The following is a 24209-nucleotide window of genomic DNA, read 5'->3' on the forward strand; positions in this document are numbered from 1 at the left end:
AGGCATGCCGCCACAATAGGCACTGGCGGCAGGCGGGTTCTGGTCGGATCGTGCCGTCCATCAAGAGATGAAGCCTAAACAGCCGAATGCAAGCATGGCGTCAAGACCGGCGCAGCGCGCCATCGACGACGCCTGCAGCCGCGATGCCGCGCGCCTGCATGGTTTGCTGCGCCGCTGGCAGGCGGTGCCCGGCGACACCGGCGCGCAGGCCGCTTTCGAGCAGGGGCTTGCGCAGTCGGTCCAGCGCCGCCGGGCACGTGCGGAACGGTTGCCGCGGGCGGTCGTGGATCCGGCGCTGCCGATCGCCGCGCACGCCGACGACATCATCGCCCTGATCCGGGACAACCCGGTGGTGGTCATCGCCGGCGAGACCGGCTCGGGCAAGACCACCCAGCTGCCCAAGCTGTGCCTGGCTGCCGGCCGCGGCGCGGCCGGCATGATCGCCTGCACCCAGCCGCGCCGGATCGCCGCGCGCGCGGTGGCGCGGCGCGTGGCCGAGGAGCTGCAGGTGCCGCTGGGCGGCGCGGTCGGTTTCCAGGTGCGCTTCAGCGACAACGTCTCGGCCGATACCGCGGTCAAGTTCATGACCGACGGCATCCTGCTGGCCGAGATCGCCTCCGACCGCTGGCTGTCGGCCTACGACACGATCATCATCGACGAGGCCCACGAGCGCAGCCTCAACATCGATTTCCTGCTCGGCTACCTGAAGCAGCTGCTGCACAGGCGCCGCGACCTGAAGGTGATCGTGACCTCGGCGACGATCGATACCGAACGCTTCGCCGCGCATTTCGGCGGCGCGCCGGTGGTGAACGTGGAAGGCCGCGGCCATCCGGTCGAAGTGCGCTACCGGCCCTTGGGGTCAGAGTCACTTTCTCCGGGTGATGCGTCCGATCACGGGCGAACCAGGGGAGAAAGTGACTCTGACCCCATCTCCGCGCGATCCCGGCGAACCAGGGGAGAAAGTGACCCTGACCCCGTCTCCGTGCTCGACGGCGTGCTCGCCGCCTGCGACGAGATCGCGCGCGAGCGCCCGATGGGGGATACGCTTGTCTTCCTGCCCGGCGAGCGCGAAATCCGCGATGCGCACCGGGCGCTGGAGCGGCGCAAGTACCGGCACACCGAGGTGCTGCCGCTGTACGCGCGGTTGTCGGCGCGCGACCAGGACCGGGTGTTCAACCCGGGCCCGCAGCGCCGCATCGTACTGGCGACCAACGTCGCCGAGACCTCGCTGACGGTGCCGCGCATCCACTACGTCGTCGACCCCGGGCTGGCGCGGGTCAAGCGCTACAGTCCGCGCCTGAAGCTCGACCGCCTGCACGTCGAACCGGTCAGCCAGGCCAGCGCCGACCAGCGCAAGGGCCGCTGCGGCCGCGTCGCGCCCGGCACCTGCTACCGGATCTATTCGGAGGCCGATTTCCAGTCGCGCGCGCCCTACACCGACCCGGAAATCCGCCGCGCCGCGCTGGCCGGGGTGATCCTGCGGATGCTGTCGCTCGGCCTGGGCGGCGAGGGCGCTCGCGGCGGCAAACGCAGGCGGGGACGCGGCGACGAGCAGGCGCGTGGCGGCGCGAACCTGGTCGAGGATTTCCCCTTCATCGATCCGCCCGATCCGCGCGCGATCGCCGACGGCTGGCAGCAGCTGGCCGAACTGGGTGCGGTGGACGACAGGCGCCGGCTCACGCCGACCGGCCGCACCATGGCGAAGCTGCCGGTGGACGTGAAGCTGGCGCGCATGCTGGTCGCCGCGCAGGCACACGGCTGCCTGCACGAGATGCTGGCGATCGCCTCGTTCCTGGGCATCCAGGATCCGCGCGAGCGTCCCGCCGACCAGCGCGCGGCGGCGGACACGGCGCACGCGCAGTTCCGCGATCCCAGGTCCGAGTTCGTCGGCATCCTCAGGCTCTGGGACGCCTACCGCACCGCGCACGAGGACATGACCCAGTTGCAGCTGCGCAAGTGGTGCGACAGGAACTTCCTCGGCTTCCTGCGCATGCGCGAATGGCGCGAGCTGCACCGGCAGCTGAAGCTGCAGTGCGAGGAGCTGTGGGGTAGGGCGGGTCTTGACCCGCCACCTGCGCAATCTTCGTCCGCGGCGGGTCGAGACCCGCCCTACGCGAAGCGTGGGGAAGACCCGTCGCCGGCGCCGGCGCGGAACAGGCAGCGGCGAAAGCAGGCGCCCGCCCCCCCCGAAGAGGGCGCCGGCGACGTGCGCCTGTCGGCCGCGGCGCACGTGGCGCTGCATCGCGCGCTCATCGCCGGCCTGCCGACCCAGCTCGGCCATCGCACCGAGCGCGGCCAGTACGAAGGGCCGCGCGGGCGCAGGTTCCAGCTGTTCCCCGGCTCGCCGCTGGCGTCGAAGCCGCCGCCCTGGGTGCTGTCGGCGACGCTGCTCGACACCGAAAAGGTCTGGTCGCTGACCAACGCCGCGATCGAGCCGGAGTGGGCGATGGCAGAGCTGCCGCACCTGCTCGCGCGCCGCCACTTCGATCCGCGCTGGTCGCGCAGCCAGGGGCGGGTGATCGGCAGCGAGCAGGTGTCGCTGTTCGGGCTGGTGCTGGCGCCCAAGAAGCCGGTCCACTATGGCGGGCTGTACCCGGAGGAATCACGCGACATCTTCGTGCGCGACGGCCTGGTCGCGGGCGAGATCAACACTCGCAGCGCCTTCGTCGCGCGCAACCGCAAGACGCTGGCGCGGGCGGAGGAAGAGGAAGCCAAGCAGCGCCGCGCCGGCCTGGTGGTCGACGAGGAATGGATGGCGCAGTGGTACCGCGATCGCATTCCTTCCGACATCGTCAGCGCGCAGGCGCTCGATGCCTGGTACGCGAAGCTGCCGATCAACGCGAAGCAGGCGCTGGAATGGACGCGCGAAGATCTGCTGGTGGCCGACGGCGCCGACGCCGACCTGTTCCCTGCATACATCGCGCTGGGCGACGCGCGGCTGGCGGTGCGCTACCGCTTCGAGCCGGGCGCGGTGGACGACGGCATGACCGTGGTCGTGCCGTTGCACCTGCTCAACGCGCTGGATCCGCCGCGGCTGTCGTGGCTGGCGCCGGGTTTCGTGGCCGACAAGGCGGCGGCGATGATCCGCATCCTGCCCAAGGCGCTGCGGCGCAACTTCGTGCCCGCGCCGGATTTCGCGCGCGCGTTCGCCGAGGCGCACGGCGCCGCCGATGCCGATACCGACGCGTTCGCCGGCACGCTGGCGCGCTTCCTCAAGCGCATGACGGGCGTGGAGCTTGCGGGCGGCGATTTCGACGAGTCCGCGCTCGAGCCGCACCTGCGCGCGAACCTGCGCTTGCTCGACGTCGACGGCCGCAGCGTGCTGGCCGAATCACGTGATCTCGACGAACTGCGCACGCGTTTCGGCGCCCGTGCGCGCGACGCATTCGCCGCGCGCGCTTCGGAAGGACTGGCGCAGGGCGGACTGACGGAATTCCCGGACGAGCCGATTCCCGAATCCGTCCCCGGCGCCGGCGGCGTGCCGGCCTACCCGGCGCTGCACGACCACGGCGACAGCGTCTCGCTCGACGTGCACGCCGACCGCGACGAAGCACGGCGCCACCATCCGCGCGGCGTGCGCCGGCTGCTGGCGCTGGCCCTGGCCGACCGCATGCGCCAGGCGCGCAAGCAGCTGCCGGTGTCGCCGAAGACCGCGCTGCTGTACGCGGCGATCGAGTCCGCCGCGCCGCGCGCGTCGCAGCCGGGCCGGCCTGCCGACCACCTGCGCGACGACCTGGTCGACGGCGCCTTCGCCGCGCTGGCCGCCGACGGGCTGGGCGATATCCGCGACCCCGATACCTTCGCCGCGCGCCGCGACGCCCTCGGCAAGGCGCTGTTCGGCGAGGCGATGGCGCGGCTGCAGCAGGCCGAAACCATCCTCGGCCTGGTGGCCGAGGTGCGTGCGAAGCTCGACTCGAGGCTGGTGGGCTGGGCGCGCGGCAACCTCGACGACATGCAGGCGCAGCTCGCGGCGCTGGTACCGCGGGGCTTCCTGCGCGACGTCCCCGCCACGGCGCTGGCCGAATACCCGCGCTACCTCAAGGCACTGGCCACCCGCGCGCAGCGCGCCCTCAACGATCCGCCGCGCGACCAGCAGCGCATGCTCGACCTCAAGCCCTTCACCGATGCGCTCGCCGACGCGGAGGCCGCCGGCCTCGCGAACGAGCCCGAATGGCAGGCCCTGCGCTGGGACATCGAGGAACTGCGCGTGTCGTTGTTCGCCCAGGAGCTGGGCGCGAAGGGCGGGGTGTCGCCAAAGAAGCTCGCGGCCCGGATTGCCGCGTTGCGCCGTGGCTGAGCGCCAACGCCGGGAATCGCATCGTCACCGAACGGACCGCTTCTCCGCGGGAGAGCGAGATCGCTTCGCCCTAGCCTTGCCGCCGCAACAGGCGGGCCTGCACTCTGCGCGCGGCATACAACATCGAACCGGCGAGTCCGCGCTCGTGCGCACGCACCAGGGTCATCAGCCTGGAGATCTCGCCGTACTGCTGCGCGATCCGGTTGTCGCGGTCGCCGATCAGTCGCTGCAGGTCCGCGACGTCCCGCGCGTCGAGCACATGGCCCGGCTGCAGCCGGTCAGGTAGCGGGCGATCGACGTAGACGGTGGAATGCGCCGCCCGCGGTTCTTCGGCGGCCGGGGTGTAGAAATACAGTGCCACCGACCGGCGGCTCTGCCCGCGCTCGTTTTCGGGCAGGACGATGCGGTTGAAACCGTGCCAGCTGTGGCCGTGGGTTTCGAAGATCACGCAGCGGTTGAAAACCGGTGCGATGACGTGCTCCGGCGCGGTCGCCGGATCGCCGAACAGCTCGAGCGCGCCACCCCACTCCTCGCGCCAGCCGGGATTGAGGTAGACGATCAGGTTTAGCCGGCGCTGCCAGCGTTCGAGCGGGTGGAAGTTGAAGTCCACGTGCGCCTGGAGGCCGCCGTCGTGGCGGTTTTCGTGGGTGCCGCCGCCCAGGTACCACGGGTCGTAGCGCAGGCCATCGATGCCGGTGATCTCTCCCAGCAGGCGCAGGAACCCATCATCGCGGATCGTGTCGTCCAGCGCCGCAAAGCCGTCGCCAAGCGCGCGGATGCGCTCGAACGTCGACTTGCTTCCCGGGCGGCCGTCCTCGCTGAGGAAGTTGCCCTGCTCGAAGCCCGGGAACTGCGCGAGCAGCCGCTGCGCGAACGACGCCTCGAAGAAGTCGTCGATGACGACGTGCCGGAACGGCGCCGCGCCCGCGAACCTGCTTGCCAGTTCGCCGCGTTCGGCAACCACGCGAGCCGCGATGCGGCCCGCGGTGATCGAAGGCGCCGGTACCGCGCTCACTTGATCCGCTCGACCTTCGCGCGGGTGTTGTAGCCGTCGATGCGCAGGTACCAGGTGTTGCCGATGAGGCTGGGGGTGATCCTGACGGCCGGGTTTTCCACGCGCACGCCGTCCAGGGACGCGGTGTCGGTCTGGCGCCACTGCTGGCCGTTGTCCAGGGTGTAGGTGTTGCCCTTGCGGAAGCCGTTGAAGGTGCCGGTGATGCGGCTTTCGATCGGCTCGTCCGAACCAAAGTGGAAGAAGCCGCGATTCTCGCTTTCCACCCGTTCCTTGGTCTGCACGGAAGCCTGCTCGGCGGCCTTGGCGGTCTCGGTGGTGATGGTGCGGTTGAGCCAGGTGTTGAGGTTGGCCAGCTCTTCGGCGCTGAGCTTGTCCAGGCCGGCGGCCTTGAACTGCTCGGCCGTCATCGCCTGCTCGATCGGCGGCTGCGCGGCGGTGGACTGTGCGAAAACGGGCAGCGTGCAGCCAAGCAGCAGGGTGAACGCGAGCAGGATCGACGGGCGCATGGTCTGTTCCTCGGGTCGGGAGGCGGCTAGTGTAGACCCTCCCCCCACAGCCGGAACCGCGCGTGCCGTCGCCCGTGCCCAACGTCGAACAGGCCCTGGCCGACCATGCGGCCGTCGCCGCACTGCCGCCGCGGCTGCGCGTGCTGCTCGACGAGGCGCTGGCGGGCGAAGACGGCGGCGAGGACGAGGCGCCGGGCGTCCTGCTCGACACGCTCGATTCGCTGGCGCTGCTCAACGCCGACGGCGAAGCGATCCTGGCCGCGATCCTGCACGCGCTGCCGCGGGCCGCGGCGCGGCTGGAGCCGAAGTTGGCCGCCGCCGAACCTGCGGTTGCCGCGCTGCTTGACGGCCAGCGCGCGGCCAACCAGGTGTGGGCGCTGCACGCCGAGCGTTCGGGGCAGGGCAATCCGGAGGGCCTGCGTCGCCTGCTGCTGGCGATCGTGCGCGACCTGCGGGTGGTGCCGATCCTGCTCGCACGCCAGCTCGCACAGCTGCGCGCGGCCGCGCGGCTGCCGGAAGACGAGCGCATCGCGCTGGCGCAGCTGACCCGCGACATCCACGCGCCGCTGGCCAACCGCCTGGGCATCTGGCAGCTGAAGTGGGAGCTGGAGGACCTGGCGTTCCGCTACCTGGATCCGGACACCTATCGCCGCATCGCGCGCCTGCTCGACGACAAGCGCACCGGCCGCGAACGCTACATCGCCCAGGTCACCGCAACCCTGCGCGAGGCACTGGCCGCGCAGGGCATCGACGCGGACGTTGCCGGCCGGCCCAAGCACATCTACAGCATCTGGAAGAAGATGCGGAAGAAGGACGTGCCGATCGGCGAACTCTACGACCTGCGCGCGGTGCGCGTGCTGGTCGACGACATTCCTGCCTGCTACGCCGCGCTGGGCGTGGCGCACGCGCTGTGGGTGCCGATCCCCAGCGAGTTCGACGATTACATCGCCCGGCCCAAGCACAACGACTACCGTTCGCTGCACACGGCGGTGGTCGGGCCTGAAGGCAAGACGCTGGAGGTGCAGATCCGCACTCGCGAGATGCACGAACAGGCCGAGCTGGGCGTGGCTGCGCACTGGCGCTACAAGGAGACCGGAGGTTCGCAGCGTTCGGCCGCCGGCAACGCCGCGCTCGACCGCAAGATCGGGTGGATGCGGCGGCTGCTGGAGGCAAGCTCGGAGGGCGCGGGCGAGCTTGCCGGCGGCCTCGACACCGAGCTGGTCGAAGACCGCATCTACGTGCTGACCCCGCGCGGCGAGGTCGTCGACCTGCCGCGCGGCGCCACGCCGCTGGATTTCGCCTATCACGTGCACACCGATGTCGGCCATCGCTGCCGCGGCGCCAAGGTCGACGGCCGCATCGTGCCGCTTGACCACCGGCTGCAAAGCGGCGATCGCGTCGAGATCCTCACCGGCAAGGTGTCCGAACCGCGCCGCGACTGGCTGGTGGTGGCCAATGGATTCCTCGCCAGCGCGCGCTCGCGCGAGAAGGTGCGCAGCTGGTTCCACAAGCTCGACCGCGCGCGCAATATCCAGGACGGGCGCGACCTGCTCGACCGCGAACTCAAGCGCCTGGGCCTGCAGCAGGCCGATCCGGCGCCGGCGCTGCAGAAGTTCAACACGGCCACGCTCGAAGACCTGCAGGTGATGGTTGCGCTGGGCGACGTCGGCCCGCACCAGGTCGCGCGCGCGCTGCTCGAACACGAACGCAGCGCGCGCGATGCTGCCACCGCCGATGGTCGGGAGCTGGCCGTACGCGCTCCGCGCAGGAAGGCGAAGGCGCCGATCTCGGCATTCACGGTGGTGGGCGTGGGCAACCTGCTGGTGCAGGTCGCGCGCTGCTGCCAGCCGGTGCCGGGCGATGCGGTGCGCGGCTACCTGACCCGCAGCCGCGGCGTGAGCGTGCACCGCGCCGACTGCGCGGCGTTCCTGCGCCTGTCGGCCGCGAGCCCGCAGCGCGTGCTGCCGGTGGAATGGGGCCGCGCCGGCGGCGGGCACGAGGCGTCGGTGGTGGTCGACGCGGTCGACCGCAAGTACCTGCTCAAGGACCTGACCAACCTGATCGCGCAGGAGGACGCGCACGTGCTGTCGATCCGCAGCGACAGCGGCCGCCACGGGCAGCAGCGGCTGCACCTGCAGGTGCGGGTACAGGATTTCGGCCAGCTTTCGCGCCTGCTGGGCAAGATCGACAGCCTGCCCGGCGTGGAGCGGACACGGCGCGGGTAGGTCGGCCGGGGCCATGCCCCGGTGAGGACTCACGGCGGCGTTCATCGGCATCTTCTATGCTGCGCCGGTGACTGGACCACGCGACATTCCGCCGCATTCGCGCGCGCCCGGCGCCGACGACGGCGACGGCCGCCGCGAGCCGGGCATGGGGACGCTGAGCGGTCTCGATTTCACGCCCCGCACGCGGCCCCGGCGTACCGGGCGCCGCGCGCCGGGCTGGTGGCCATGGCTGCTGGCGTTCGCGCTGCTGGCGATGGTGCTGCTGGTGGTATTCCGCAAGCCGCTGGCCGACCAGATCTGGCCGCAGACGCGTGCCCAGGCGCTGCGCGCGCAGGCGGCGCAGGCGCTGGCGCAGGGGCGGCTGACGGCGCCCGACGGCAGCGGCGCGCGCGAACTCTACGAGGCGGCGCTGGCGATGGACCCGGATCGCGACGAGGCGCGCGTGGGCCTGGCGCAGGTGGCCGAAACCGCACTGGCGCAGGCGCGCGAAGCCACCGCGCAGGACCGCTTCGCCGACGCGCACGCGTCGCTGCGGCTGGCGCGTGCGCTGTCGGTCCCGCGTGCCGATGCCGACGCCGTGGCGACGCAGCTGCGCGAGCGTGAAGCCTCCCACGCCGGTATCCCGCGGCTGCTTGCACGGGCCGACGCCGCGCGCGAGGCAGGGCAGCTGACTGGTGGCGACGAGGCCGCATTGCCGCTGTACCGGCGCATCCTCGCCCTGCAGCCGGAGAACACCGGGGCACTGGAAGGGCGGGAGGATGCGCTGGGCGAACTGCTGCAGCAGGCACGCGCACAGCTGCGCGCCGGCGAGCTGGCCGAAGCCACCGCCGCGATCGCCGTCGCGCGCCGGTACGACGCCGGCCACGTCGACCTGCCCGACACCCAGGCGCGGTTGAACGAGGAACTCGACGATGTGCGCCGCAACGCCGCGAGCGCGCTGGGCAACGGGCAGCTGGAGCGGGCGGAAGGGCGCTATCGCCTGCTTGCCGAAGCTGGCCAGCAGGCCGATGCGGACGCAGGCCTGCAGCGCGTTGCCGCGGCGTGGGCGCATCGCGCCGAAACCCTGGCCGCCGACTTCCGCTTCGCCGCCGCCAACGCCGCGCTGGACCACGCGCGCGCGCTGGCCCCGGAAATGGCAGCGGTTTCGGCCGCCGAGCACCGCATCTCCCGCGCGCGGCAGTCGCACGCGCGCCTGGGCAGCCAGGTGCCGCCACGCGAGCGCAAGCGCCGGGTCGCACGGCTGCTGGCCGAGGCGGACGAGGCTGAAGCCCGCGGCGACCTGCTCGATCCGCCCGGCGACAGCGCCTTCGACAAACTGCGCGCCGCGCGCGCGATCGCGCCGGACGACCCGGCCGTGCGCGAGGCCACCGCACGCCTGCTGCCGGCGGCCCGGCAATGTTTCGAGCGCGGGCTGCGCGACAACAACCTGGGCTTGGCGCGCGCCTGCTTCGATGCGCGCGTGGCGCTCGAGAACGACACCGCGGCGCTGGCCACCGCGCGCCGCCGGCTGGCCGCGCGCTGGTTGGCGATCGGCGACGAGCGCCTCGGCGCGGGCGAGGTGGCCGGCGCGAGCGCGGCGCTGGCGTCGGCCCGCGCGCTGGACCCGGCCACGCCGGGGCTGGACGACTTCGACCGTCGCCTCCGTGCGGCGACCGCGCCGCAGCGCTGAACCGGAACGGGACGTGATGTGTGCAGTGACCGGCCGCGGGCCGGCATCCGCACCTGACCGGCGACCGGTGTACGCGGTGCTCCGTCAGCCGCGCGGCGCGAAAAACACCCGACGCACGGTGTCGCGCGCTGCATCGAGCGAGAAGTGCCGGGCGACGTTCTCCAGGCCGTTGCGGCTGAGCGTCGTCCACAACGCCTCGTCCTCGTGCAGGCGCACGATCGCATCGGCGAAGGCCGCCGCGTCGTCGGCGACCAGCACGTCGTGGCCGTCGTGCAGGTACATGCCTTCGACCGCGCACGACGTGGACACCACCGGCTGGCCGTGGGCCATGCTCAGGTTGACCTTGCCCTTGACGCCGGCGCCGTAGCGCAGCGGCGCCACCGCGACGCGGCAGCCGTCCATGTACGGCGCGATGTCGGGGACGTGGCCGTGGATCGTGATGCCCTCTCGCCCGTCCAGTGCAGAGATCGATTCGGGTACATCGCCGCCGATGCAGTGGAATGCGATGCCGGGCAGGCGAGCCCGCACCTGCGGGAACACGGCCTCGGCAAACCAGCGCACCGCATCGACGTTGGGCGGATGGCGGAAGCCGCCGACGAACACCAGGTCGCGGCGCTGTGCGAACGCGGCACCGGCGCCGGCGACGTGGTGCAGGTTGGACAGGACTTCCACGCGCGCGGCCGGCGCATCGTCGGCGAGCAGCGCGCGCTCGGCCTCGCTGACCACCAGGGTCAGGTCGCTGCGCGCGATGACATCGAGTTCCAGCGCGCGCGTGCGCTGCGCCGTGCGCGCCCTGGCGGCGTCGCCGGCAATTTCCGCTGCGCGCGATTCGCGCAGGTAATGCAGGTCGACGGTGTCGAACACCAGCTGCGCCTGCGGCGCGTGCTTGCGCAGCAGCGGCAGGAACTCGCGTGCGACGTAGTGACGGCAGGCGATGACGCTGTCGAAGCGCGGTCCGTGTTCGCGCAGCCATGCCGGTGCGCGCTTCGCGAACGGAGCGTGCCAAGCCTCGATCCCCGAGCTTTGCAAAGTATCCGTATAGGTGCCAGCGTGCTCGCGGTTGGCAGGCATGAACACCACGTGCGCGCCTTCATCGCGCAGCAGGCGCATCAGGTTGACCAGGCGCAGCGAGCCCGAATCGCGGTCCGGCATCGGCGTCAACGCATCGATGACCAGCACCTGCCTGCGAGCCCGGTGCAACGTGGCGGGCGAGGGCAGCGTGCCGGCCGGCAGCTGCCCGCGCAGTTCAGTGGCTCGATGGGCGGCGAACCGCTCCCGGTTGCGGGCTTGATACGCCTTGGCGCCGGCGGCGAGGTCGGTGCCGGCGGTCGCGCCTTCGTCGTGCACCACGCGGGCGGCCGGCTGGTACAGCACGCGCTTGCCGGCCGCGCGGACGGCGAATGCAAGGTCGGTATCCTCGTAGTAGGCCGGCGCATAGCGCGCGTCGAAGCCGCCCACCTGCCCGAACAGCGTGCGCGGGATGGCAATGGCCGCGCCGCTGGCATAGTCGACCTCGCGCAGATAGCCGTAGCGCGGGTCGGCGGAAGACTGGTTGCGGCCGTAGTTCCACCCGCTGCCGTCGTCGAACACCACGCCCCCGGCCTCCTGTAGCCGCCCGTCCGGATACAGCAGTTGCGCACCCACCAGCCCGGCGCCGGGGTGCTCGGCGAAGGTCTGCAGCAGCGCGTCGAGCCAGCCGGGTTGCGGCACGGTGTCGTTGTTGAGGAACACCAGATAGTCGCCGCGCGCCATCGCGGCGCCGTCGTTGCAGGCGGCGATGAAGCCGCCGTTCTCCGCGCGCCGGTGGTAGCGCAGGCCGTCGATCGCCGGCAGCACGTCGGCGCTGTCATCCGCCGAGCCGTCGTCGACCACGATCACCTCGAACGGCGCCAGCGGCGGATGCCCGGCCAGCGCGCGCAGGCAGCACAGGGTGTGTTCGAGCTGGCCGTAGACGGGGATGACGATACTGGCCAGCGGCGCGTCGCTGGTCGGAAGCGCCGCCGGCACGCGCGGCATGTCGGCGGGGAAGTACAGGTCCGCGCGCTGCGCAGCGGGCACCCGGCGCAGCTGCGCGCGCACGCGCTGCCAGCTGGCGCGCAGGCCACGGGTGCGCAGGCTGAGCCAGCCGCGGCGGATCAGGCCGGTCGCGCGATCGAACAGGAAGCGCGCATCGGCCAGCGAAATCGACAAACTCGGAGCTCCAGCTAACGGTTGGGGGTGCGACAGGCCGCGATGGCCTTCCGGCCGGGCATTTTGCGCCATCGACGGAATCGGCCGCAGCGCGCGTGCCAGCGGGCGTTCAGGGCCGGCTGCGATAGACTCGCCGCTTCCCCGGCGCCCGCGCCATTGTCGCACTGCCTTTCCCGAACCGTACCGTGGCCCGCATCGATTACGACGAAGACGAAGACGAGATCGACGGCGACGGCCGGCCGGACTGGCGTCGCAGGCTGCTGACCTGGACGCTGGCGGCGATCGGGCTGGGCCTGGGCTTCCTGATCCCGTACACGCTGTACCTCAACAGCCAGGTCAGCGAGCGCTTCGGCCAGCTGCGCTGGCAGGTCCCGACCCGCGTCTACGCGCGCCCGCTGCAGCTGGCGCCGGGCGTGGCGATGGATGCGCAGACCCTGAAGACCGAGCTGGCCGCGGCCTCGTACCGCGAGGACGGCGGCAAGCGCGCCGGGACCTACAGCCACGAGGGTTCGGACTGGGTGATCGCCAGCCGCGGCTTCCGGGACGTCGACGGCGACGTCGCGCCGAGCCGGGTCGAACTGAGGCTGTCCGGCGGCCGCGTCGCCCGCCTGCGCGACGCCGGCAGCGGCAAGGCGGCCAAGTCGGTGCGCCTGGACCCGGCCCGGATCGCCACGCTGTACGGCCAGTCGCAGGAAGAGCGCCAGCTGGTGCGGATCGAGGACGTGCCGGAGCTGCTGGTCACCGGCCTGCAGGCGGTGGAAGACCGCGATTTCGCCCACCACCACGGCATCGACCTGTCCGGCATGCTGCGCGCGGCCTGGGTCAACCTGAGGTCGGGCGAGGCCAGGCAGGGCGGCAGCACGCTGACCCAGCAGCTGGCGCGCTCGGGCATCCTGGGCATCGGCCGCGAGCAGACCTACACCCGCAAGTTCAACGAGATCCTGTTCGCGCTGCTGATCGAGGCGCGCTACGACAAGCGCGCGATCCTCGAGGCCTACCTCAACCAGGTCTACCTGGGCCAGCGCGGCTCGCAGGAGATCCGCGGCGCCGCGGCCGGGGCCGAGTTCTGGTTCGGCCGCGACCTGGGCGACCTGTCGACGGAGCAGATCGCGATGCTGATCGGCCTGGTCAAGGGGCCGTCGGCCTACGACCCGCGCCGGCATCCGGAGAACGCCCTGGCGCGGCGCAACTTCGTGCTGGCCAGGATGCACGAGTCGCAGCCGCAGCTGATCGACGACGCGGAGTACCAGCGCGCGCTCAAGGCGCCGCTGGGCGTGACCGACGCGCCGGGCAGCACCTCGGCCAATCCGTTCCCGGCCTACGTCGACCTGGTGCGGCGGCAGCTGGTGCGCGACTACCCGGCCGACGCGCTGCAGGGCGCCGGCCTGCGGGTGATGACCGGGATGTCGCCCTCGGCGCAGGCCTATGCCGAGGGCGCGGTGACGCGCACGCTCGACTCGCTGGAGAACAAGAAGCGGCCGCCGCTGCAGGCCGGCGTGGTGGTCACCGACGTCGACAACGGCGACGTGCTGGCGGTGGTGGGCAGCCGCAACTTCCGCCAGCCCGGGTTCAACCGCGCGATCGAGGCGCAGCGTCCGGTCGGTTCGCTGCTCAAGCCCTTCGTCTACATGCTGGCGCTGGCTTCGCCCAACCGGTGGTCGCTGGCCAGCTGGGTGGACGACTCGCCGGTGACGGTGACGCTGGCCAACGGCAAGCGCTGGAGCCCGGGCAATTCCGACGGCCGCAGCCACGGCAGCGTGCGCCTGATCGATGCGCTGGCGCAGTCGTACAACCAGGCCACGGTGCGAGTGGGCATGGACGTCACGCCGCAGCGCCTGGCCATGCTGCTGGAGAAGCTGGCCGGCATCGAGGCCGCGCCCAATCCTTCGCTGATCCTCGGTTCGGTCGACCAGAGCCCGTACGCGATCGCGCAGCTTTACCAGTTCCTGGCGTCGGGCGGCGAGATCCAACCGCTGCACCTGGTGCGCGGCGTGCTCGACCGCGAGGGCAGGATGCTCAAGCGTTACGACAAGGCGCCCAAGCCCGCGCAGCCGGGCGACTCGATCGCGGTGCGCCTGATCACCACCGCGCTGCAGCGCACGGTCAGCAACGGCACTGCGCACCAGCTGGTCCGCGACGGCCTCGGCCGTCTCGACGCCGCCGGCAAGACCGGCACCAGCAACGACGGCCGCGACAGCTGGTTTGCCGGCTACACCGGCGACCACCTCGCCGTGGTGTGGGTGGGCAACGACCAGAACGAGATGACCGGCCTGTACGGCTCCACCGGCGCGATGCGGGTCTGGTCCGGGTTGTTCTCGCGCCTGCCCAGCACGCCGCTGAAGGTCGACAACGAGGGCCTGGACTGGCAGTGGGTGGCGCAGTCCAACAGCACCGATGCCTCCTGTCCGGACGTGCGGCGTTTCCCGTTCGCCAAGGGCTACGCGCCTCCGTACCAGCCCTGCGTGTACGCGCAGCCCGAGCCCGAAGAGGAGCAGGGCGGCGGCTGGCGCAGCTGGTTCGGCCTGGACCCCAAGCCGCCGCGCGATCCCGCCCGCGAAGTGCCGCAGCAGGCACCGAATCCCCCGCCGCAAGAGCAACGCTGATGGATGTCCCCGTGTCTTCCCCCGCCCGGCTTCCGGCCGTTCGCCACTGCGCGCCCGCGGTTTTCGCGCTCGTGCTGGCCGCCTGCGCAACGTCGCAGCCGGCGGCGCCACCGCCGGCGTCACTGACCACCGCTACGCCGCAGCAGCAGGTCGCCGCCGTCCGCGCCGCCGCGGGCGACGGCGAGGGCGAGCTGGCGATCCAGCCGCTGCGCGATCCCAAGGTCGAGGACCTGCGCGAGAAGGCCCAGCGCCTGGAAACGCAGCAGTACTACGCTGAAGCAGCCAAGACGCTCGACCAGGCGCTGGAGATCGTCCCCGACGACCCGGCCCTGCTGCAGGAACGCGCCGAGGCCGCGTTGCTGCTCGGCGATCATGCGCGGGCCGAGGCGCTGGCCCGCCAGGCGTTCGCGACCGGTTCGCAGGTCGGGCCTCTGTGCCGCCGCCACTGGGCGACGATCGAGCAGTCGCGGCTGCTGGAAGGCGACGCCGCCGGCGCGGCGGCCGCGAAGAAGCACATCGAGCAGTGCACGGTCGCCGGCGTCAACCGCTTCTGACATGGAGTCCGGGGACAGGGGAACCCTCGCACAACGCAGCCGCGCGGCACTGGCCGAGGGGGGCACGCTGGCCGCGCAGATCCCGGCGTTCGCGCCGCGGCCTTCGCAGCAGGACCTGTCCGCCGCGGTCGCCGACGCGCTCGATTCGCGCGGCTCGCTGCTGGCCGAGGCCGGCACCGGCACCGGCAAGACCTTCGCCTACCTCGTCCCGGCGCTGCTGTCCGGCCTGAAGACCATCGTCTCCACCGGCACCCGCGCGCTGCAGGACCAGCTCTACCACCGCGACCTGCCGCGGGTGCGCGACGCGCTCGGGGTCGGCATCAAGACCGCGCTGCTCAAGGGCAGGGCGAACTACCTGTGCAGCTACCGGCTCGAACGCGCCAAGGGCGAGCCACGCTTTACCGCGCGCGAGCAGATCGCGCAGTTCCAGCGCATCGTCGCCTGGAGCGGGCGCACCCGCATGGGCGACCTGGCCGAACTCGAAGGCCTGCCCGACGACTCGCCGCTGCTGCCGATGGTCACCTCCACCGCCGAGAACTGCCTGGGCAGCGAATGCCCGTTCTGGAGCGAATGCTTCGTCGTCCAGGCCCGCCAGCGCGCGCAGAACGCGGACGTGGTCGTGGTCAACCACCACCTGCTGCTGGCGGACCTGGCGCTCAAGCAGGAAGGCTTCGGCGAAATTCTGCCCGGCGCGCAGGCCTTCGTCGTCGACGAGGCCCACCAGCTGCCGGACCTGGCCGCGCAGTTCTTCGGCGAATCGCTGAGCGCGCGGCCGCTGGTTGAACTGGGCCGAGACGCGCTGGCCGAATGCAAGGACGTCGAAGGCTCGCTGGCAGTCGTGCAGCAGCCCGCGCGCGACCTCGAGCAGGCTACCCGCGCGCTGCGTGCGGCGATGGAAGTCCTGCCGCCGCGCGGGACACGGTTCCGCGCGCTGCAGGACGTGGGTGTGCGCGAGGCGCTCGACGCGCTGTCGCAGGCGCTGTCGCGGCTGGCGACCGCACTCGCGCCGCTGCGCGAGGCCGCGCCCGGCTTCGAGGCCTGCCACGTGCGCGCGCAGGACCAGCTGGCGCGGGTCGCGCGCTGGCAGGTCGAGCGCGACCTCGACGGCGAGCTGGACGATGCGAGCGGCGGCGGGCCGGACGACGACGTGCGCTGGTACGAACTCTCGCCGCGCGGCTTCCGCCTGCAGCGCACGCCGCTGGACGTGTCCGGGCCGCTGCGCGCGCACCGCGAGGCTTCGCGCGCAGCGTGGATTTTCACTTCGGCAACACTGGCCGTCGACGGCCACTTCAACCACATCGCCACGCGGCTCGGCCTGGAGGATCCGCACGAACTGCTCGCGCCCAGCCCCTTCGACTGGGCCTCGCAGGCGCTGTGCTACCTGCCGCCGCGGCTGCCGCAGCCGTCTGCGCGCGACTACACCGCCGCGGTCGCCGAGGCGCTGCTGCCGGTGCTGCACGCCTCACGGGGGCGCGCGTTCGTACTGTTCGCCTCGCACCGCGCGCTGCGCGAGGCGGCGGAGATCCTGCAGGGCGGGCCGTGGCCGCTGTTCGTGCAGGGCCAGGCGCCGCGCGCGCAGCTGCTGCAGCGTTTCCGCGAATCGGGCAACGGCGTACTGCTGGGCGCGGCCAGCTTCCGCGAGGGCGTGGACGTGGCCGGCGATGCGCTGAGCGTGGTGGTGATCGACAAGCTGCCCTTCGCCGCGCCGGACGACCCGGTGTTCGAGGCCCGGCTCGACGCGATCCGCCGCGCCGGCGGTAATCCCTTCCGCGACGAACAGCTGCCGCAGGCGGTGATCGCGCTCAAGCAGGGCGTCGGCCGCCTGATCCGCACCGAGACCGACCGTGGCGTGCTGGTGCTGTGCGATCCGCGGCTGCTCGGCAAGAGCTACGGCAAGCTGTTCCTCGACTCGCTGCCGCCGTTCCCGAAAACCCGCGACGTTGCCGACGTGGAAGCATTTTTCGAGACGTAGGTCGGGGCTACGCCCCCGACGCCGATGTTCCCCACGGGTCGAGGCCATGCGCTCGACATCAGGCTTCGCCGGCGTCGGGGGCGTAGCCCCGACCTACGGCGAACGCGTTACGCTTCTCCCGATTCCCGATTCCCGATTCCCGATTCCCGCCCCGTGAAACTGCTTGCATTCGAAACCGCCACCGAGGGCTGCTCGGTTGCCGTCTGGGTCGACGGCGACGTGCGCGAGCGCTTCGAGGTCGCGCCGCGCCGCCACGCCGAGCTGGCGCTGCCGTGGGCGGAACAGCTGCTGGCCGAGGCCGGCGTGGCCAAGGCGCAGCTCGACGCGATCGCCGTCGGCCGCGGCCCGGGCGCGTTCACCGGCGTGCGCCTGGCGATCGCGATCGCGCAGGGCATCGCGCTGGCGCTGGACCGGCCGGTCGTGCCGGTGTCGACGCTGGCAGCGCTGGCGGCAGGGGCACCGGAAACCGGCTCGCCATGCATCCTCGCCGCCATCGACGCGCGCATGGGCGAGGTGTATTCGGGCGCGTTCGAGCGGCGCGATGGCGGCCTGGTGGCGCTGACAAAGGAAAGCGTCTGCGCTGCGGACGCGGTTGCGCTGCCGACCGATGACGATCGCTGGCAGGGCGTCGGTACCGGCTTCGCGGCCGGCGAGGGCGCGCTGCAGGCACGCCTCGGGGCGTGGCTGGCCAACGTCGACGTTACCGCGCTGCCGCATGCGGCCAACGTGGCCCGGCTTGCCGCCGCTGCCTTCGAGCGCGGCGAGGCGCTGCCGCCGGAGCGCGTCGAGCCTGCCTACCTGCGCGACAACGTCGCCCTGACCCTGGTCGAGCAGCAGGCCCTGCGCGACGCGCGCTGACGCCGCGGGAACCATCGCGCACCTGCGCGGGTCACTCCTCGTCCGCACCGGGGAGCACGACATGACGCACACGGAAGCAAACAACGGGCGCACGCGCGGCCTGCGCGGCTGGTTCATGCGCGAAGGCCGCCAGTTGCTCGTGATGCTGGTGCTGCTGGCGGTCGCGCGCACCTCGCTGGCCAACCACTACAGCGTGCCCAGCGGCTCGATGGAGTACACGCTGATGCCCGGCGACCACGTCGCGGTCGACATGAGCGCCTACGGCCTGCGCGTTCCGTTCACCGACATCACCGTGGTGCCGCGCGACGATCCCGGCCGCGGCGACATCGCGGTGTTCAAGTCGCCGCGTGACGGCGTGCGGCTGATCAAGCGCGTGGTCGCGGTCGGCGGCGACCGGGTCGCGCTCGAGGACGGGCATCTTTCGATCAACGGCCAACCGCTGGCCGAGACCGGCGCACCGGACGTGGAACATTTCGGCGACAGGCGCGCGCGGCTGAACCTCGACATGGGCGGTGGGCCGGACATCGACGGCCTCGTCGTCCCGCCGGGGCAGGTGCTGGTGGTCGGCGACCACCGCGGCAACAGCATCGACGGCCGCTATTTCGGCCTGGTGCCGGCTTCGGCGCTGTATGCGCGCGCCGTCGGCGTGTTCTGGCGCAGCGGCGAAGGCCTGGTGTGGAAGCCGCTGTAGGCGCTCAGCGCTCGTCGAGCAGCTCGCCGCCGGGCAGGAAATTCCATGTGCGCGTCACGTGCAGCACGTCGATGTTTTCCTCGGTCTTGGGCAGCGGCGGGTAGGGCTCGGCGAGCCTGGCGATCCGCATCGCCGCGGCGTCGAGCAGCTTGATGCCGCTGGACTGGATCACGTCGGCGCGCTCCACCGAGCCGTCGCGGCGGATCGCCACGCTGATCACCAGGGTGCCGGCCAGCTTCCGTCGCCGCGCTTCGTCCGGATAGTTGAGATTGCCGACGCGCTCGACCCGGTCCACCCACGCGCGCAGGTAGCCGGCCCAGGCGTACTCGGTGGTGCTGGCAGAGACGAACTTGCGCTTCGGGCGCTTGGCGTAGCGCTCCGAGCGCAGGTGGATCTCGGCCGCCAGCCGCGCCATCGCCAGGTCGTGGTCGATCTTCTCCTGGCCGCGCGGCAGCGGCGTTTGTTCGGCCTGCGGGCGCGCGTCGGGCGTCGGCATCGGCTGCTGGGCGCGCGTGCTGCTGACCACGCGCGCTTCGGGCGGCGGCCGTGGCGTGGGCGACTGCGCGCGCATCGGCCGCGGCGCGACGCCGGACTCGGCCTGCGCCACCACCCCGGCCTGCGCTTCACGCGGCCGGTTGGTCTTCTCGTGCTCGCCGCCGCCCTGGTTGTTGGCCTGGGCGAGGAAGTCGGCCTGCTCCGGGGTCAGCTCGGTCTGCGTCTGGGTCAGGATCACGTCCAGCGTCGGCAGCACCGGCGCGGCGTCGTCCAGGGCGAAGCCGACGCCCAGGATCAGCATTCCGTGCAGCAGCAGCGACAGCACCATCGTCGCGCTCAGGCGTTGGCGGTCGCCGATGACGGGAGCGGTGGCGGCGGGGGCGGACATCGTGGGATCGGTTCGGGGCGGGGCGGATCAGCCGTGGAAGCCTACCCGCTTTTGGCTTTCCACCGGGCAGCACGCATGCATGAGTACGAAAAGGCGCGGGCGATGCCTCGTTCCCTATCCGCCATTCCCCATTCCCTGCTCGATCGCGTCGAACAATTGCCCTGCGATGTTCAGGCCGAACTGCGCATCCAGCTCGCGGATGCACGTCGGACTGGTGACGTTGACCTCGGTGAGGTAGTCGCCGATCACGTCCAGGCCGACGAAGCGCATCCCGCGCTCGCGCATCCGCGGGCCGACCTGGGCGGCGATCCAGCGGTCGCGCTCGCTCAGCGGGCGGCCCTCGCCGCGGCCGCCGGCGGCCAGGTTGCCGCGGAACTCGTCGCCCTGCGGGATCCGCGCAAGGCAGTAGTCGACCGGCTCGCCGTCGATGAGCAGGATGCGCTTGTCGCCGTCGACGATCTCCGGCAGGTAGCGCTGGGCCATCGCCAGGTTGCGGCCGCCCTCGGTCAGCGTCTCGAGGATGACGTTGACGTTGGGCTCGCCTGCGCGGACGCGGAAGATCGAGCGCCCGCCCATGCCGTCGAGCGGCTTGAGCACCGCGTCGCCGTGTTCGCCAACGAAGGCCTTGAGTGCGGCGGCATCGCGGCTGACCACGGTAGGTGGGCAGCACTGCGGGAATTCGAGCGCGGCGAGCTTCTCGTTGAAGTCGCGCAGGCCCTGCGGGTCGTTGACCACCTGCGCGCCCTGGCGCTGCATGGACCCCAACAGCAGGGTGTCGTGGATGAATCCGGCATCGACCGGCGGATCCCTGCGCATCAGCACCAGGTCGCCGGCCCTCGGGGTGTGATGTGATGGTTGTCCCAGTTCGAACCAGGCCGCCGGGTCGTCGCGCACCGTCAGCGGCGCGACTTGCGCCACCGCCTCGCCGCCGTGCATCGACAGGCCGCCGGGTATGACATAGTGCAGGCGATGGCCCCGGCGCTGCGCTTCGAGCAGCATCGCGAACGTGGAATCCTTGGCGATCTTGATCGACCCGATGGGGTCCATCACGACAATGACGTCGAGTGGCATTTCCAGCATTCCGCGGCAGATTCTGACAAATGTTAGCAGGGGCCCGGGCCTATGTTGCGGACTGCGTGGCATTTAGCTTCGTCGCGGCGCGCACAATGCTTGACAGTGTGGCGGCCGACTGGGATATAAGACGGTTTGCAGCGGCGCCGGCATTCACGAAGCGCTGCGCATGGGGGATTTGAAGATGACGCAAGACGACAGTCGCGCCGGCAGCCTCGGGGGCTTGCGGGTGATGGTGATCGATGACTCGAAAACCATCCGCCGCACCGCCGAGACCCTGCTCAAGCGCGAAGGGGCCGAGGTCACGACCGCGACCGACGGTTTCGAGGCGCTCGCCAAGATCGCCGACCAGAAGCCGCAGATCATCTTCGTCGACATCATGATGCCGCGCCTGGACGGCTACCAGACCTGCGCGCTGATCAAGAACAACCAGATGTTCAAGCACACGCCGGTGATCATGCTGTCCTCCAAGGACGGCCTGTTCGACAAGGCGCGCGGGCGCATCGTGGGCTCCGAGCAGTACGTCACCAAGCCATTCACGCGCGAGGAGCTCCTCGACGCGATCCGAAAGCACGTCAACCACGCCTGACCGGGGGGTAGGGCAACCAATGGCAAGAATTCTGCTGATCGAGGACTCGCCGACCGACACGGCGGTACTCACCCAGTTGCTGGAACGCAACGGCCACGAGGTGCTGTCCTCGGGCAGCGCCGAGGACGGCATCGAGGTCTGCAAGCGCGAACTGCCGGACCTGGTGCTGATGGACGTGGTGCTGCCGGGCATGAACGGTTTCCAGGCCACCCGCGCGCTGTCGCGCGACGGCGCCACCAGCAACATCCCGGTGCTGATCGTCAGCACCAAGGGCATGGAGACCGACAAGGCCTGGGGCATGCGCCAGGGCGCGCGGGGCTACATCGTCAAGCCGCCGGACGAAGGCGCGCTGATCGCCCATATCAACGAGCTGCTCGGCGGCTGACGATGAGCCGTCGCCGCCACAACGAGCGCAAGCCGGACGTTGCCAAGCCGGCCGTCGCGCCGGCCGATGTCGGCCGCAAGCCTGAAAACGGCCCGCTCGATCCGTTCGCGATCCTCGTCGACTACGAGCGCAAGAGCCTGGCGCATGTCGCCGGCCTGCCCGAGCAGCTCGACGCGCCCGGACTGTGGCGCGGCGTCGGCTACCGCGTCGGCCAGCGCCGGCTGGCGTCGGGCTTCGACGAGGTGGTCGAGATCCTGCCGATGCCGCAGGTCACGCCGGTGCCCGGCTCGCAGCCGTGGATGCTCGGCGTGGCCAACATCCGCGGCAACCTGCTGCCGACCGTCGACCTCAAGCAGTTCCTCGAGGGCGAGCGCACGGTGCTGCACGAGGGCCAGCGCGTGCTGATCGTGCGCCAGCCCGGCGGCGACGTCGCGGTGACGATCGACGAGCTGTTCGGCCAGCGCTCGTTCCTCGAGGAGCAGGCGCTGGCAGGCGACGAATTGCCGGCCAGCACGCTGGCCGAGGGACGTTACGCACACTTCGTCGACCGGGCCTACCGCCTGGCCGGCCACGCGTGGGGGATCTTCAGCCTGGACCGGCTGGCCCGCACACCCGAGTTCAGACAAGCCGCGGCCTGATCGCCGCACAGCACGCACCGCAGGATCCGAGGTCACATCATGAGCACTGTTATGGACACCGTTGCCGGCAAGGGCCGCAACATGGGTACCAACTTCTGGCTGATCGTGCTGGCGATCTCACTGGTCGTCTTCGGTGCGAACACCGGCTACGCAACGTGGAAGGCAGCCCGGCTGGGTGGCGCCAGTACCGCGGCGTCGAACCTGCAGCTCAACTCGCAGCGGCTGGCCAACCAGGGGCGCGAGGCGGTGGAGGGCGACCGCGAGGCGTTCACCGCGTTCAAGGCGACCAAGGCGGAGGTCGATGCCGACATCGCCGGGCTGAACAGCAACTTCGGCGACACCACCGGCGTGTCCGGGCCGATCGCCAAGGTCTCGCAGACCTGGGCGCCGCTGGCCAAGAATGCCGATGACGTGATCGCCAGTGAAGCGGCGGTGCTGGCGCTGGCCGGCAACGCCAACCGCTTCACCCAGGGCATCCCGCAGCTGCAGGCGCAGCTCGACGAGGTGGTGCGCGCGATGTCGTCCAGCGGCTCGCCGTCATCGCAGATCTACATCGCGCTGCGCCAGAACGTGCTGGCCGGCAACCTGGCCCGCCGCGTCACCGAGGTGCGCGCCGGCGGCGCCGGCGCCGCGGTCGCCGGCCAGGCGCTGGCGCGCGACGCCAACGTGTTCGAGCAGGTGCTGGCCGGCCTGAAGGCCGGCGACGAGGCGATGAACGTGCAGGCGCTGTCGAACTCCGGTGCCGTGGCCGCGCTCAACCGCGCGACCGAGCAGTGGGAGACGATGAAGAAGGACCTCGACGCGATCCTGGGCAGCTCGCAGAAGCTGTTCGCCGCGCAGAACGCCGCCGCGGCGCTCACCAGCGGCTCGGACAAGCTGCTGGCCGACAGCCGCGACCTGTTCCAGGCCTTCACCGCGTTCGGCTCGCTGCGCGACAAGAGCCTGCTGGGCAACCTGTGGATCAGCCTCGTATTCGGCGCCCTGGCCATCATCGCCATCGTCGGCCTGATCTTCAGCATCAACCGCGCGCAGCGCCAGCGCTACGAAACCACGATGGAGCTCAACAACCGCAACCAGGAGGCGATCATGCGCCTGCTGGACGAAATGGGCTCGCTCGCCGAAGGCGACCTGACCGTGAAGGCGACGGTGACCGAGGACATGACCGGCGCGATCGCCGACTCGATCAACTTCGCCGTCGAGCAGCTGCGCAGCCTGGTGCAGACGATCAACGACACCTCGGTGCAGGTGGCGTCCAGCGCGCAGGAAACGCAGGCCACCGCCATGCACCTGGCCGAGGCCGCCGAGCACCAGGCGCAGGAGATCAACTCCGCCTCCGACCGCATCAACGAAATCGCCGCCAGCATCAACCAGGTGTCGAAGAACTCCGCCGAATCGGCCGACGTGGCCCAGCGCTCGGTGCAGATCGCGACCAAGGGCGCGGGTGTGGTGCGCGAGACCATCGCCGGCATGGACTCGATCCGCGACCAGATCCAGGAAACCTCCAAGCGCATCAAGCGCCTGGGCGAATCGTCGCAGGAAATCGGCTCGATCGTTGAACTGATCAACGACATCTCCGAGCAGACCAACATCCTCGCGCTGAACGCGGCCATCCAGGCGGCGTCGGCGGGCGAGGCGGGCCGCGGCTTCGCGGTGGTGGCCGACGAAGTGCAGCGACTCGCGGAACGCGCGTCCAACGCGACCAAGCGAATCGAAACCTTGGTGCAGGCGATCCAGTCCGACACCAACGAGGCGGTGAGCTCGATGGAGCAGACGACGTCCGAGGTGGTCGCCGGTGCGCGCCTGGCCGAGGACGCCGGTACCGCGCTGGGCGAGATCGAAAACGTGTCGACCAGCCTCGCAGAGCTGATCGAGGGCATCTCGAACGCCTCGCAGCAGCAGTCCGCGGCGGCGACCAACATCACCTCGACCATGAACACGATCCAGTCGATCACCGCGCAGACCTCGCAGGGCGCCAACCAGACGGCCGAGTCGATCGGCAACCTGGCCCAGCTCGCCGCGGACCTGCGCCGTTCGGTCGCCGACTTCAAGCTGCCGGCCTGAGT

The 24209-nt window shown here is 71.2% G+C and carries 17 protein-coding genes; 12 read left to right on the plus strand and 5 right to left on the minus strand.

The genetic code is table 11. The annotated features are described in order from the left end of the window. The first annotated feature begins 67 nt into the window (after positions 1 to 67). Positions 68 to 4297, plus strand: coding sequence for an ATP-dependent RNA helicase HrpA (gene hrpA / locus ACFONC_RS02170; RefSeq protein WP_386741962.1), 4230 nt, complete (start codon positions 68 to 70; stop codon positions 4295 to 4297). Positions 4298 to 4367: 70 nt separating this feature from the next. On the opposite strand, the gene ACFONC_RS02175 is transcribed toward hrpA, so the two are convergent. Further along, positions 4368 to 5312 carry a 2OG-Fe(II) oxygenase gene (locus ACFONC_RS02175; protein ID WP_386741964.1) on the minus strand — a complete coding sequence of 315 codons (945 nt, stop codon included), beginning with the start codon at positions 5310 to 5312 and terminating at the stop codon, positions 4368 to 4370. After that, positions 5309 to 5818, minus strand: coding sequence for a hypothetical protein (locus ACFONC_RS02180; protein ID WP_386741966.1), 510 nt, complete (start codon positions 5816 to 5818; stop codon positions 5309 to 5311). The genes ACFONC_RS02175 and ACFONC_RS02180 overlap by 4 nt, the downstream gene beginning before the upstream one ends. A gap of 62 nt (positions 5819 to 5880) precedes the next feature. Between ACFONC_RS02180 and ACFONC_RS02185 the strand changes: the two genes are divergently transcribed. Next, positions 5881 to 8043, plus strand: coding sequence for a bifunctional (p)ppGpp synthetase/guanosine-3',5'-bis(diphosphate) 3'-pyrophosphohydrolase (locus ACFONC_RS02185; RefSeq protein WP_386741968.1), 2163 nt, complete (start codon positions 5881 to 5883; stop codon positions 8041 to 8043). Positions 8044 to 8110: 67 nt separating this feature from the next. Continuing rightward, positions 8111 to 9712 (plus strand): hypothetical protein, encoded by a 1602-nt coding sequence (locus tag ACFONC_RS02190; RefSeq protein ID WP_386741969.1) that lies wholly within the window; start codon positions 8111 to 8113, stop codon positions 9710 to 9712. Between the two features lie 84 nt (positions 9713 to 9796). Here the strand turns inward: ACFONC_RS02190 and ACFONC_RS02195 are convergent, their stop codons facing one another. Beyond that, the gene (locus ACFONC_RS02195; protein ID WP_386741970.1) at positions 9797 to 11902 is read right to left on the minus strand and encodes a glycosyltransferase; all 2106 of its coding nucleotides are present in this window, start codon (positions 11900 to 11902) and stop codon (positions 9797 to 9799) included. Positions 11903 to 12087: 185 nt separating this feature from the next. Between ACFONC_RS02195 and mrcB the strand changes: the two genes are divergently transcribed. The 5 genes from mrcB to lepB all read left to right on the plus strand — a co-directional run bounded on the left by mrcB (position 12088) and on the right by lepB (position 18580). Continuing rightward, a complete protein-coding gene (gene mrcB / locus ACFONC_RS02200; protein WP_386741971.1) occupies positions 12088 to 14505 on the plus strand; it encodes a penicillin-binding protein 1B in 2418 nt (805 codons plus the stop codon). 11 nt (positions 14506 to 14516) lie between these two features. Then, positions 14517 to 15059 (plus strand): hypothetical protein, encoded by a 543-nt coding sequence (locus ACFONC_RS02205; protein WP_386741972.1) that lies wholly within the window; start codon positions 14517 to 14519, stop codon positions 15057 to 15059. A gap of 1 nt (position 15060) precedes the next feature. Then, positions 15061 to 17031 carry an ATP-dependent DNA helicase gene (locus ACFONC_RS02210; RefSeq protein WP_386741973.1) on the plus strand — a complete coding sequence of 657 codons (1971 nt, stop codon included), beginning with the start codon at positions 15061 to 15063 and terminating at the stop codon, positions 17029 to 17031. A gap of 153 nt (positions 17032 to 17184) precedes the next feature. Beyond that, positions 17185 to 17889, plus strand: coding sequence for a tRNA (adenosine(37)-N6)-threonylcarbamoyltransferase complex dimerization subunit type 1 TsaB (tsaB, locus tag ACFONC_RS02215; protein ID WP_386741974.1), 705 nt, complete (start codon positions 17185 to 17187; stop codon positions 17887 to 17889). A 61-nt stretch (positions 17890 to 17950) separates the two neighbouring features. Then, positions 17951 to 18580, plus strand: coding sequence for a signal peptidase I (gene lepB / locus ACFONC_RS02220; RefSeq protein ID WP_386741976.1), 630 nt, complete (start codon positions 17951 to 17953; stop codon positions 18578 to 18580). 4 nt (positions 18581 to 18584) lie between these two features. On the opposite strand, the gene ACFONC_RS02225 is transcribed toward lepB, so the two are convergent. Together ACFONC_RS02225 and gshB are read right to left on the minus strand one after the other, a co-directional pair. Beyond that, the gene (locus ACFONC_RS02225) at positions 18585 to 19463 is read right to left on the minus strand and encodes a TonB family protein (protein WP_386741978.1); all 879 of its coding nucleotides are present in this window, start codon (positions 19461 to 19463) and stop codon (positions 18585 to 18587) included. Between the two features lie 114 nt (positions 19464 to 19577). Continuing rightward, positions 19578 to 20534, minus strand: a complete 957-nt coding sequence (gshB, locus tag ACFONC_RS02230; RefSeq protein WP_386741979.1) for a glutathione synthase — start codon at positions 20532 to 20534, stop codon at positions 19578 to 19580. A 184-nt stretch (positions 20535 to 20718) separates the two neighbouring features. On the opposite strand from gshB, the gene ACFONC_RS02235 reads away from it, so the two are divergent. Genes ACFONC_RS02235 through ACFONC_RS02250 form a run of 4 tightly spaced genes read left to right on the plus strand, consistent with a single transcriptional unit; the run spans position 20719 to position 24207 of the window. Continuing rightward, on the plus strand, positions 20719 to 21123 hold the full coding sequence (locus tag ACFONC_RS02235; RefSeq protein WP_386741980.1) for a response regulator: 405 nt from the start codon (positions 20719 to 20721) through the stop codon (positions 21121 to 21123). Positions 21124 to 21142: 19 nt separating this feature from the next. Beyond that, positions 21143 to 21508, plus strand: a complete 366-nt coding sequence (locus tag ACFONC_RS02240; RefSeq protein WP_386741981.1) for a response regulator — start codon at positions 21143 to 21145, stop codon at positions 21506 to 21508. Positions 21509 to 21510: 2 nt separating this feature from the next. After that, positions 21511 to 22146 (plus strand): chemotaxis protein CheW, encoded by a 636-nt coding sequence (locus tag ACFONC_RS02245; protein WP_386741982.1) that lies wholly within the window; start codon positions 21511 to 21513, stop codon positions 22144 to 22146. Between the two features lie 39 nt (positions 22147 to 22185). Further along, entirely contained in the window at positions 22186 to 24207 is a 2022-nt protein-coding gene (locus ACFONC_RS02250) for a methyl-accepting chemotaxis protein (protein ID WP_386741984.1), read from the plus strand. Positions 24208 to 24209 lie beyond the last annotated feature (2 nt).

Origin of the sequence: Luteimonas soli (genome assembly GCF_042648865.1) — a bacterium.
GTDB classification, from domain to species: domain Bacteria; phylum Pseudomonadota; class Gammaproteobacteria; order Xanthomonadales; family Xanthomonadaceae; genus Luteimonas; species Luteimonas soli.

What these genes read in the sequence shown, in the direction of transcription:
- ACFONC_RS02210 (WP_386741973.1), top strand. Translation starts at nt 15,061, where the DNA reads ATGGAGTCCGGGGACAGGGGAACCCTCGCACAACGCAGCCGCGCGGCA.
- lepB (WP_386741976.1), top strand. Translation starts at nt 17,951, where the DNA reads ATGACGCACACGGAAGCAAACAACGGGCGCACGCGCGGCCTGCGCGGC.
- ACFONC_RS02235 (WP_386741980.1), top strand. Translation starts at nt 20,719, where the DNA reads ATGACGCAAGACGACAGTCGCGCCGGCAGCCTCGGGGGCTTGCGGGTG.
- ACFONC_RS02245 (WP_386741982.1), top strand. Translation starts at nt 21,511, where the DNA reads ATGAGCCGTCGCCGCCACAACGAGCGCAAGCCGGACGTTGCCAAGCCG.
- ACFONC_RS02225 (WP_386741978.1), bottom strand. Translation starts at nt 19,463, where the DNA reads ATGTCCGCCCCCGCCGCCACCGCTCCCGTCATCGGCGACCGCCAACGC.
- gshB (WP_386741979.1), bottom strand. Translation starts at nt 20,534, where the DNA reads ATGCCACTCGACGTCATTGTCGTGATGGACCCCATCGGGTCGATCAAG.
- ACFONC_RS02240 (WP_386741981.1), top strand. Translation starts at nt 21,143, where the DNA reads ATGGCAAGAATTCTGCTGATCGAGGACTCGCCGACCGACACGGCGGTA.
- hrpA (WP_386741962.1), top strand. Translation starts at nt 68, where the DNA reads ATGAAGCCTAAACAGCCGAATGCAAGCATGGCGTCAAGACCGGCGCAG.
- ACFONC_RS02180 (WP_386741966.1), bottom strand. Translation starts at nt 5,818, where the DNA reads ATGCGCCCGTCGATCCTGCTCGCGTTCACCCTGCTGCTTGGCTGCACG.
- ACFONC_RS02250 (WP_386741984.1), top strand. Translation starts at nt 22,186, where the DNA reads ATGAGCACTGTTATGGACACCGTTGCCGGCAAGGGCCGCAACATGGGT.